Here is a 10,609-nt window from a genome sequence, read left to right as displayed (position 1 = left end):
GCCAGGCGCAGGGGTAACCCGCTGAATAGATTCGACATTGAACCTCCAAGTTGTGGAAAACGCTTTCCGTACTGGCGGCAGTTTACGTCCCTCGTTCGGGGGCCGTCAAGGAAAGCGGTTGCGGCGGTTGCGGCGGCTGCGCTGGTCACGAGCGCGCCAGTTTGGGACAAGGGCTGCAGCTCGAGCTGCCGCGCACGTCTCACACTGGCGCCGAAGCATCCGAAAGCTTGCTCGGCGGCCCAGCTCCCCGGTGTCCGCGCACTCCTGGGACAAGCGCGGTGCGGCGCGCACGCGCACACGTCCCAGGATTGCGCGGACGGCCCGGGATACACCCGCTTCGGATGCCTGCACGCCAGTTTGGGACAAGGGCTGCAGCTCGAGCTGCCGCGCACGTCTCACACTGGCGCCGAAGCATCCGAATGCCCGCTCGGCGGCCCACCGGCGAGTGTCCGCGCACTCTCGGGACAAGCGCGGTGCGGCGCGCGTGCGCGCACGTCTCAGGATTGCGCGCTCGTAGCTCGAGCGCAGCCGAGGAGGTCACGGGGTTTCGATACGGTCGCTGCGCGACCTACTCAACCGGCGGAAGTGGTTAGCGCGGGGGCGGCGAGAGGAAGAGGTCGACCTTCGACGCCGGAATCGTGCGCGTGCTGTAGGTGAACGGCACGGCGTTGTACTCTTCGAGGTCCACGGTGCCGTCGGCGTTGACCGCCTTGACGTACGCGACGTGGTTATTGGCCCACCAGGCGATGTCGCCGGCGACCGGGGAGTTGCTGGTCGGCCAACCGTGGTTCTGCCACGCGGCCTTGAAGTCGCGGGCGTTTCCGCCGTTCGGGGTGAGGTAGCCCCAGGTGTACTTCCACGGGGCCGAGGTGCTTCCGGCGTCGCGGTTCAAGCGCCAGACCACGAAGTCGACGCACTCGCGGTAGATGTAGCGCAGTGGCGACAGCGTCTTCAGCGGTCCGGCACGGAACGGGTAGTCGTCACCGGCTGCGACCGCGCTCGACGAGGCGTTGTAGACGGCCGAGCCGAGGGATGTGGAGCGTGAAGCCGCAGCAGCGGACGCGGCGGCGGCCGCAGCTGCCGCGCGGGCGGCGGCGGCCCGGGTGCTGGCGAGCTCGGCGACCGTGGTCGCGGAGAACGATTCCCGATCGCTGTCCACGCGGGCGGCGCTGTCGGAGACCTCGACGGTCACCGACTCCACCTCGGCGTAGGCGACCTCTTCTTGGGCGGGTTCGAACGCGAAGGCCGGCAGGGCCATGGGCGCTACGAGCATTGCTACCGCTCCGATTACCAGCACGGAGGACGCCTGCTTGCGGAGGCTGATGCCTCCGCGGCGCGCTGCGATGGCACGGCGTGTGGACAGCACGGGCTCGTTAGCCAAGAAGAAACGACCCTTCGGGGAGTGGTTTGGTTGGCACGGGATCGCCGCGCAATAGCATCGAGCTTAGGCCAGATGGGGGTCAGGCGCGAGCGATTATTCCAAATTGGTAACGGCGCGAGGGGTTTCGACAGGCTCAAACGGTTTCGACAAGCTCAACCCGCGTCACGCGGCGGGGGCCAGATACTCTTCCCAGTCGGGCAGCGCGCGCTCAATACCGCGCGCCATCCACGACGCCCCGTTCGGTGGTCGCGGGGTGGTGCGCAGCCGCCAGTTCATCTCGCTGGGTGTGCGGTCGCCCTTCACGTTGTTGCACTTCAGGCAGCACGCCACGAGGTTCTCCCACGTGTCTTTACCCCCGCGCGAACGGGGCGTGATGTGGTCGATCGTCGTGGCCGATCCGGCGCAGTAGCCGCACCTGCTGTTGTCGCGGCGCAACACTCCCCTGCGCGACACGGGCACGTTGCGCCCGCTCGGCAGGCGCACGTAGCGGCGCAGAATGATCACCGACGGCCTGTCCCAGGCACCCGACAAGCCAAACACCGGATGCTCGCCATCCGAAGCAATGATCGTCGCCTTTTCATTCATCACGAGCACCAAAGCTCGTTTGAAGGACACAACGCCGAGGGGCTCGTAGCCCGCGTTCAATACCAGTGTGCGCATCGTCATCCTTCCGAAAGCGCCTGCACGGCTTGCAGGCATTCGACATGCGTTTTCTCGGGTGCAACGTGTTGTTCGGGCAAACAAAAAGGCACTGTCGGTGTGACAGTGCCTTAGCTGGTGCGCGCGCGTATAAATACGTGGCGCGATCCGGTGAACCGTACGGGCAGACAGGCGCAGACATCCGTGGTTTGGATGGTGCGCTCGCTGTGCATCGGCTCTCCTAGAACTCGTTGAACTCCAAGGGTTACAGGTTAACCCAAAACCGGCGAACCACAACTAAGCGGTCCGCCGATTTAGGTTACGAAAGCTAAACGCCGATGCGAACGATGTAGTACGACGACATCCAGATCGGGCGGATGCTCACGACGCCGCCGGCACGCGGGGCGTCCATGATCTTGCCGTCGCCCATGTAGATGCCGTCGTGACCCGACATGATCACGATGTCGCCGGGCAGGGCGTCTTCGGTCGCGATGCGGGTGCCGGCCGCGGCCTGACCGCTCACCGAGTGGGGCAGCGAGATGCCGAACTGCGCGTAGACGAACTTGATGAAGCCCGAGCAGTCGAAGCCCGACGGGTCGGCGCCGCCGTACACGTACGGGGTTCCGAGGTATTGCTGGCCGACCGCCGCGACCTGCGCGAGGTCGAAGCTCGGGTACGGCGGGTTGGCGAGGAAGTCCTCGGACGTGGGCCCGCCGTACGAGGCGTAGCTCGTGGCGAGCACCGCGCGCTGCCGTGACGCGGCCAGCTCGGCTTCGCTCGTCGCCGAGAAGGATTCGCGGTCGACCTCCGTCTCCGGTGCGCCCTTGTCGACGAGCACGGTCTGCGCGTCCGCCTCCTTGTACTCCTCAAGGGCAGCCGCCGCCTTCAGGTCGGCGGTGTCTTCGACGGGAGCGAAGGCGTAGGCGGGAAGTGCGACGGTCGCGAACAGACCGGGCACGATGACCGCGGTCACGGCGAGGCTCAGAACACTCGACTTGCGTGTGCGTTTCGTATTGCGGGTGTCGCGACGCGAGGTGACGTTCTTCGGGTTCTCGGTCGCGCTGTTTTCGGGTGGTACCAGTGACAAGAGATGTAGCCTCCTGCGCCTCGGCAACTCTAGGCAGTTGCCCCATCACGTTTCGTATATATATTCACGTACCAGCGCAGGGGAAAGGTGAACGAGACGCCCCGCGCTGAGTCCTGGCCTCAGTTCCGGCCGGTGGACCGTTCGACACTAAATGACCGAAGCTGAGTTGTGGCCGAATCGACGCGAAGCTGTCAACAAGCTGAAACGAGGAGAAATCTAGACCCCGACGAAGATGTGAACGGCGACCTCGTTGGGCAGCTCGAGCCCCTCGCCGAATCCCTCGACGGCGACGAAAACGTACGATCCGGCGGCGGAGATGTTCGCGGTCGCCCCGGGCATAACGCCGGCGGTCTGCAGCTGCTGCAGAAGCTCCGGCTCGAACTGAACCGGTTCGCCGAGACGACGGATGACACCGCTCACCGTCTCGGACGTGCCCGAAACCCGCTGCACGAGGTTGACGACGCCATCCATAAAGGCGGGGGCTGCCTCGTGACCGAGCTCGTCGAGCCCGGGGATGGGGTTGCCGTAGGGGGACTCGGTGGGGTTGCCGAGCATCTCGAGGATGCGGCGCTCTACCTGCTCGCTCATCACGTGTTCCCAGCGGCAGGCCTCGTCGTGCACGTAGGCCCAGTCGAGTCCGATCACGTCGGCCAGCAGGCGCTCGGCGAGACGGTGCTTGCGCATCACGTGCACGGCCTTGCGACGGCCCTCGCCGGTCAGCTCGAGGTGGCGGTCGCCTTCGACGACGACGAGCCCGTCGCGTTCCATGCGCCCGATGGTCTGCGACACCGTGGGACCGGAGTGTCCGAGCCTCTCGGAGATGCGCGCACGCAGCGGCACGATGTGCTCCTCCTCGAGGTCGAGGATGGTACGCAGGTACATCTCAGTGGTATCAACAAGATCCGTCATCGAGGCCTCCAGCAAGCGCGCGGTACTTGGGTTAAGACTACTTGTTTGATAACACCTCTCATTGACGTTGTGTGTCGTGCGGCGGAATGTACGACGGTCGCGGCTTCTACAATTGAGAAATGTCGTCGATCGTGATTCCCACAGACCTCCTTCCCGTCGATGGCCGCTTCGGTTGCGGCCCGTCCAAGGTGCGCCCCGAGCAGCTCGCCTACCTCGCCGGCGCCGGTTCGTCGATCATGGGCACCTCGCACCGCCAGGCTCCGGTGAAGAACCTCGTCAAGCGCGTGCGTTCTGGTCTGTCCGACCTGTTCCGCCTTCCCGCGGGCTACGAGGTCGTCATGGGCAACGGCGGATCCACCGCGTTCTGGGACGCCGCCGCCTTCGGCCTCATCGAGAACCGCAGCGAGAACCTCACGTTCGGCGAGTTCGGCTCCAAGTTCGGCGCGGCGGCGGCAGCGCCGTGGCTCAGCGCGCCCCACATCATCAATGCACCGGCGGGTTCGCGCGCCGAGGTCGAGGTGCTCGAAGGCATCGACACCTACGCGTGGCCTCAGAACGAGACATCCACGGGTGTCATGGCTCCCGTCACCCGGGTCAGCGGCGACGCGGGCGCGCTCACCGTCATCGACGCCACGAGCGCCGCCGGCGGAATCGACTTCGACGCCAGCCAGGCCGACGTCTACTACTTCGCCCCGCAGAAGAACTTCGCGTCCGACGGCGGCCTCTGGTTCGCTCTCTTCTCCCCCGCCGCGATCGAGCGTGTCGAACGCATCGCCGCGAGCGGCCGCTACATCCCCGAGTTCCTCTCGATCAAGAACGCCATCGACAACTCGCGCCTCGATCAGACCCTCAACACGCCCGCCATCGCGACACTGCTGATGCTCGAGAACCAGGTCGAGTGGATGAACGGCAACGGAGGCCTCGCCTGGGCCGACGCGCGCACCAAGGAGTCGTCGGGTGCGCTGTACGAGTGGGCGGATGCCGCGGCTTTCGCCACCCCGTTCGTACAGAACCCCGACCACCGGTCACAGGTCGTCGTCACCATCGACTTCGACGAGGCCATCGACGCCGCGAACATCGCGAAGGTGCTGCGCGCCAACGGCATCGTCGACACGGAGCCCTACCGCAAGCTCGGCCGCAACCAGCTGCGCGTCGCCACCTTCACCGCGATCGAGCCCGCCGACGTGCGCCAGCTGATCGCGTCGATCGACTACGTGGTGGGCGCGCTCTAGGTAGATGCCGGTTGAGTAAGGCCGTCTACGGCCTGTATCGAAACCGCTCGAGGGTTTCGATACGGTCGCTGCGCGACCTACTCAACCAGCGTGAGGTCGCTGCGGGAGCGTTTCGCCAGACTCCTGAACTGAAGGACGACGGCCGCCTTGGGCGCCCGATGTCCTTCGTTTCAGGAGTGTGCACGGTATTAGGCTGGCCGCATGAAGCTGTGGCTCAAGGACTCCGAGCGCCGGCCCGACCCCGTCGCGGTGAAGACCGACGACCGGAAGGCCGTGCTCACCGGGCTCGCGCTCTGGATCATCGGGCTCGTCGTGCTGCTGATCGTGCAGCCGGAGCCGGCTCTCGTCTACACCTGCGCGACGGGCATCGTGCTCGGGCTCATCGGCCTGATCTACACGCACGCCCGCCGCAACAGGGCCTGACTACCTCTCGTCGAGGCTACCTCTCGTCGAGGCTACTTCTCGTCGTCAGACGTGAGCTCGGGCTCGGGCAGGTCCAGCTCGTCGATGTCGATGCCGTCGACGTCGCCGCCGTGAACGATGTGGATGACGTGATCGTCATCGTCATCCTCGTCCTCGTCTTCGTCATCTTCGTCCTCGTCTTCGTCGTCTTCGTCGGCGTCTTCGTCGTCCGACTCGTCGTCGTCGGTCTCGTCGGCGTCGTCGTCCGCGTCGTCGTCGGGCTCGTCCGTGTCATCCGAATCGTCGACTTCTTCGCCGGCTGCGATCTGCGCGGCCTTGTACTCGGCGAGGCGGTCGCTCCACGGCACCCAGTCGGGAGACAGCAGCGCGCCCTCGGACGGCATGAGCTCGACCTCGAGAACGCTCGGCTCGGCGCCCTCGATCGAGGCGACGCTGACCGTCCACTTCCAGCCGGGGTACCCGGGCATGGCGCAGTCGAAGAGCACCGAGACGACGCCGTCGCCCTCGTCCACCTCGCCCGCGGGGTCGCCGACGGTCTCCACCGGCGTGATCTCGAGCAGGGCCGCGTAGGCGACCTCGAACTTCGTCGACTCAGGCATCGAGCTCGTCCGCGACCTTGCGCAGCATCTGCGCGATCTTGCCGCTGTGGCTCTTGTCGGGGTAGCGTCCGCGCTTCAGGTTCGATCCGATACCGTCGAGCAGCTTGACGAGATCTTCAACGATGATCGCCATGTCGTCGGCCGGCTTGCGGTTGAGCTTCGCGAGGCTCGGCGGCGACTCCAGAACGCGAACGGACAGCGCCTGGGCACCCTTCTTGCCGTCTGCGATGCCGAACTCGAGCTTCGTGCCCGCCTTGATCCCTACGGTGCCCGCAGGGAGCGCGGACGCGTGCAGAAAGACTTCCTGGCCGTCATCTGCACTGATGAAGCCGAAGCCCTTCTCTTCGTCGTAAAACTTAACCTTGCCGGTTGGCATCGCGTAACTCCTTATGAATGGTGCTCAATCGTAGAGGCACCACTGTGGCCCTATCCTTGGTACCGTGGCCAAAAACACCCCGGTAGATGTCAATCGTAACGAACGCATCATCGCCTATATGCTCGCGTCGGCAATTGGTCTGTCGGTACTCGCGATTATCGCCATCCTCGCTGGCACCGGCCTCGGCGTGCGCGACTTCGACGAGGGCATCTGGCCGGTCATCATCATCCTCCCCAACATCGGTTTCCCCATCGGGATCCTCCTGCTCGTCTTGCTCGTCATCGTGAGCGCCCGTCGCAAGAGCCGCGCGGCCAGGGATGCCGGCAACTAGCAGCTCCACCCTCGCGCTCGCCGGTCGGCTGCGCGCGTTGGGGGACTCCGAACTCGGCGCCCTTCTGCGCGCCCGTTCGGTGCGCGACGTCGGCATCGGCGACTTCTTCGACCTGGCCGAGAAGCTGCTCGACGGCGCGTCGGTTCAGACCGCGCTCTCGGCCCTCGACCGTCCGACGCTCACCACCCTCGGCGTTCTCGCCGAGGCGGGCGCCGCCACACTCCCGCAGATCTCCGCACGGCTGAAAGCGCTCGGCGCCTCGGTCTCGGATGACACGATCGCCGCGCACCTCGCCACCGCGCAGGGTCTCGGGCTCGCGGGCGAAGACGAGGGCGGTTTCGTCGCCTGGGACGCCGTGATCGAACAGCTCGCCGAGTGGCCGTCGCTCGGCCTGCCCGACCTGGTCGAGCTCGCCACCGCGTGGGCGCCCGAGCACCACGGGTCCGAGCCGCGCCCCACGACCGACGGGCTGGCCGCCGATCACGCGTTCGCCACCACGATGGCCGTCGCCGAACTCGTGGCGGAACACCAGCACGAGCCGGCCCGCGAACTCGCCAAGGGCGGGCTCGCGCTGCCCGACGCCAAACGGCTGGCCTCCGCAGCATCCGTGAATCTCGAAGACGTCGCCGACCTGCAGCGCATCGCGCAGCGCGCCGGCCTCGTCGCCCTCGAGGGCGGCCAGTGGTCGGCGACCGCCGAGGCCGCGCCGTGGCTGCTGCTGTCGACGCCCGAGGTGTGGGCGCGGCTCGCGGCCTCGTGGCTGGCCGAGCTGCCCGACGACATCCGCCAGCTGCTGGCCGGCCGCACGCACGACCGCTGGGACGAGGAGTTCGAGTCGCTCGTCGCCTGGCTCTACCCGGCGGGTGGCGAGTGGATGCGCGAACGGGTCACCACGCGCATCCGCGACGCCGAGCTGCTCGGCATCATCGCCAAGGCCACGCCCTCGACACCGGGCACTCTTCTGCTGACCGACGGGCCGGATGCCGCGGCGAGCGCGATGGCGACGCTGCTGCCGCGCGAGGTCGAGCAGGTCTACCTGCAGCACGACCTGTCGATCGTGTCGCCCGGCCCGCTGGCCCCGCGGCTCGACGCCCGGCTGCGCACCATCGCGGCCGTCGAGAGCCACGCGCTCGCGTCGAGCTACCGGGTGTCGCTCGCGAGCGTGAACCGCGCGCTCACCCTCGGCGAGACCGCGGAGTCGATCACCGAGTTCCTCGGCGAGATCTCGCTCACCGGAATCCCCCAGCCGCTCGCGTACCTCATCGCCGACGCGTCCGCCCGGTACGGGCTCGTGCGGGTGGGCACCGACGACGCCGGCAGCTACGTCAGCTCGACCGACGACAACCTGCTCGGCGCGCTGCTCGTCGACCAGGCGCTCTCGCCGCTCGCGCTGGTGCTCGGCGACGACGGCCGCGCGCACAGCCGCTACGACGAGACCACCGTCTTCTGGTCGCTCAACGAGGCGCGCTACCCGGTGGCCGTCGAAGACGCCGACGGCTCGATCGTGCCGATCGCCCGCCGCCGCGCGCCCGCGCTCGCGCAGCCGGAGGTCGTCGACCAGGCGGCGAACATCGTCGAACGCCTGCGGCAGCTCGCGCCCGAGGAACCGGGCGACAACGACCGCGCGTGGCTCGAACGCCAGCTGGACGCCGCGGTGAAGGCCCGCCTCACCATCAGCGTCACCGTAACCGTGCAGGACGGTTCATCCGTCGTCTTCGTCTTGGAACCGACCGGCCTCGGCGGCGGACGTCTGCGCGGCCGCGACCGCAGGGCTGACATCGAACGCACGCTTCCGCTCAGTCACATCACCTCGGTCAGCAGCGCGGTCTAAGCTGTCGAGGTGAATTCGCCCGAAGCCCCCGATGGACCCCTGATCGTTCAGAGTGACCGCACGGTTCTGCTGGAGGTTGCGCACCCGCTCGCCGACGACGCCCGCCACGACCTCTCGGTGTTCGCCGAGCTGGAGCGGGCCCCCGAGCACATCCACACCTACCGCATCACGAAGCTGGGGCTGTGGAACGCGCGCGCCGCCGGGCACACCTCTGCCGACATGCTCGCGACGCTCGAGAGGTACAGCAAGTACGCGATCCCGCAGGTGGTGTCGGTCGACATCACCGAGACCGTCGGACGTTACGGCCGCCTCGTGATCGAACGGGACGACGAGGGTGTGCTGTTGCTGACGGCGACGGATGCTGCGGTGCTCGCCGAGATCGCACGGGGCAAGAAGGTCGCCGCCCTGCTGTTCGAGCGCCGAAGCGAGAACACCTACGTCGTTCAGGCCTGGGCGCGTGGGCAACTGAAGCAGGAGCTGTTGAAGATCGGCTGGCCGGCCGAAGACCTCGCCGGCTACACCCCTGGCACGCCGCACGAGATCGCGCTGGCCGACAACGGCTGGCACCTGCGCCCGTACCAGACCGACGCGGTGAACAGCTTCTTCGAGCAGGGCTCGGGCGTGGTCGTGCTTCCCTGCGGCGCGGGCAAGACCCTCGTCGGCGCGGGAGCCATGGCGGTCGGCAAGACCAACACGCTGATCCTCGTGACGAACACGGTCTCGGCCCGGCAGTGGCGCAACGAGCTGCTCAAGCGCACAACCCTCACCGAGGAGGAGGTCGGCGAATACTCCGGGCTCGTCAAAGACGTGAAGCCGGTCACCATCGCGACGTACCAGATGCTCACGGCGAAGCGGAAGGGCGAGTACGCCCACCTCGCGCTCCTCGACGCCCTCGACTGGGGCCTCGTGATCTACGACGAGGTGCACCTGCTGCCGGCGCCCGTGTTCAAACTGACCGCCGACCTGCAGGCGCGACGACGCCTCGGACTCACCGCGACGCTGGTGCGCGAAGACGGCCGCGAGGGCGACGTGTTCAGCCTCATCGGACCGAAGCGCTTCGACGCCCCGTGGAAGGAGATCGAGGCCCAGGGCTTCATCTCCCCCGCCAGCTGCTTCGAGGTGCGCATCGACCTGCCGCAGCAGGACCGGCTGGAGTACGCCGCATCGGCGGACGACCTGCGGTACCGCCTCGCGGCCACGGCACCGGCGAAGCTCGACGTGGTCAAGCGGCTGGTCGCCAAGCACGACGGCGAGCAGATCCTGGTTATCGGCCAGTACCTCGACCAGATCGACGAGTTGGCCGAAGCGCTGGACGCCCCCGCGCTCACCGGTGCCACCCCGGTCGCCGAGCGCGAGCGGCTGTACCAGTCGTTCCGCGACGGCACGACGAAGGTGCTCGTGGTCTCGAAGGTCGCCAACTTCTCGGTGGACCTGCCCGAGGCGACGGTGGCGATCCAGGTATCCGGCTCGTTCGGTTCGCGCCAGGAGGAGGCCCAGCGCCTCGGCCGCCTGCTGCGCCCGAAGGAGAGCGGCCTGCCGGCGAACTTCTACACGCTCGTCGCCCGCGACACCGTCGACCAGGACTTCGCCCAGAACCGCCAGCGGTTCCTCGCCGAGCAGGGCTATAGCTACACGATCCTCGACAGCGACACGCTCGACGCCGCCGCGTAGCGGGGGGTTTCGACAGGCTCAATCCGCGTAAAGGCTCAATCTGCGTAGCGGGCTCGATCCGCATCGCGCCGAGCACGACGAAGCGTGCACTTCTTTCAGAAGCTCCCGTTGTGCAGGACGCGTCCTGCAC

Annotated in this window: 11 protein-coding genes; 5 read left to right on the top strand and 6 right to left on the bottom strand. The window is 67.2% G+C overall.

Annotation, left to right across the window (positions count from 1 at the left end):
- Nucleotides 1-589 precede the first annotated feature (589 nt).
- From ACLQ6X_RS01590 to ACLQ6X_RS01575, 4 genes are all read right to left on the bottom strand, one after another.
- Complete coding sequence (locus ACLQ6X_RS01590) at nt 590-1,381, bottom strand: CHAP domain-containing protein (protein WP_411698408.1); 792 nt, start codon at nt 1,379-1,381, stop codon at nt 590-592.
- A gap of 162 nt (nt 1,382-1,543) precedes the next feature.
- Nucleotides 1,544-2,041, bottom strand: a complete 498-nt coding sequence (locus ACLQ6X_RS01585) for an HNH endonuclease (RefSeq protein ID WP_411698407.1) — start codon at nt 2,039-2,041, stop codon at nt 1,544-1,546.
- A gap of 307 nt (nt 2,042-2,348) precedes the next feature.
- Nucleotides 2,349-3,107: a C40 family peptidase gene (locus ACLQ6X_RS01580; RefSeq protein ID WP_411698406.1), complete on the bottom strand. Its 759-nt coding sequence runs from the start codon at nt 3,105-3,107 to the stop codon at nt 2,349-2,351.
- 216 nt (nt 3,108-3,323) lie between these two features.
- Nucleotides 3,324-4,016, bottom strand: a complete 693-nt coding sequence (locus ACLQ6X_RS01575; protein WP_411698405.1) for a metal-dependent transcriptional regulator — start codon at nt 4,014-4,016, stop codon at nt 3,324-3,326.
- A gap of 119 nt (nt 4,017-4,135) precedes the next feature.
- Between ACLQ6X_RS01575 and serC the strand changes: the two genes are divergently transcribed.
- Both serC and ACLQ6X_RS01565 read left to right on the top strand, forming a co-directional pair.
- Nucleotides 4,136-5,248 (top strand): phosphoserine transaminase, encoded by a 1,113-nt coding sequence (gene serC, locus ACLQ6X_RS01570; protein ID WP_411698404.1) that lies wholly within the window; start codon nt 4,136-4,138, stop codon nt 5,246-5,248.
- A 201-nt stretch (nt 5,249-5,449) separates the two neighbouring features.
- The gene (locus ACLQ6X_RS01565; RefSeq protein WP_411698403.1) at nt 5,450-5,671 is read left to right on the top strand and encodes a DUF2530 domain-containing protein; all 222 of its coding nucleotides are present in this window, start codon (nt 5,450-5,452) and stop codon (nt 5,669-5,671) included.
- 32 nt (nt 5,672-5,703) lie between these two features.
- Here ACLQ6X_RS01565 and ACLQ6X_RS01560 read toward each other — a convergent pair whose 3' ends face one another.
- The gene (locus ACLQ6X_RS01560) at nt 5,704-6,270 is read right to left on the bottom strand and encodes a DUF3027 domain-containing protein (RefSeq protein WP_411698402.1); all 567 of its coding nucleotides are present in this window, start codon (nt 6,268-6,270) and stop codon (nt 5,704-5,706) included.
- Nucleotides 6,263-6,646 (bottom strand): cold-shock protein, encoded by a 384-nt coding sequence (locus tag ACLQ6X_RS01555; RefSeq protein WP_188511594.1) that lies wholly within the window; start codon nt 6,644-6,646, stop codon nt 6,263-6,265. The genes ACLQ6X_RS01560 and ACLQ6X_RS01555 overlap by 8 nt, the downstream gene beginning before the upstream one ends.
- A 64-nt stretch (nt 6,647-6,710) precedes the next feature.
- On the opposite strand from ACLQ6X_RS01555, the gene ACLQ6X_RS01550 reads away from it, so the two are divergent.
- The 3 genes from ACLQ6X_RS01550 to ACLQ6X_RS01540 are packed head-to-tail and all read left to right on the top strand — an operon-like array spanning nt 6,711 to nt 10,479.
- Complete coding sequence (locus ACLQ6X_RS01550) at nt 6,711-6,977, top strand: hypothetical protein (protein WP_411698401.1); 267 nt, start codon at nt 6,711-6,713, stop codon at nt 6,975-6,977.
- Nucleotides 6,964-8,808 (top strand): helicase-associated domain-containing protein, encoded by a 1,845-nt coding sequence (locus ACLQ6X_RS01545; RefSeq protein WP_411698400.1) that lies wholly within the window; start codon nt 6,964-6,966, stop codon nt 8,806-8,808. The genes ACLQ6X_RS01550 and ACLQ6X_RS01545 overlap by 14 nt, the downstream gene beginning before the upstream one ends.
- Before the next feature lie 9 nt (nt 8,809-8,817).
- Nucleotides 8,818-10,479 carry a DNA repair helicase XPB gene (locus ACLQ6X_RS01540; RefSeq protein WP_411698399.1) on the top strand — a complete coding sequence of 554 codons (1,662 nt, stop codon included), beginning with the start codon at nt 8,818-8,820 and terminating at the stop codon, nt 10,477-10,479.
- The last annotated feature ends 130 nt before the right edge of the window (nt 10,480-10,609 follow it).

The organism is Conyzicola sp. (assembly GCF_046714715.1).
Lineage (GTDB): Bacteria > Actinomycetota > Actinomycetes > Actinomycetales > Microbacteriaceae > Conyzicola.
Note: the sequence above shows the minus strand (reverse complement) of the source record. Positions and strands in the feature narration are given on the sequence as shown.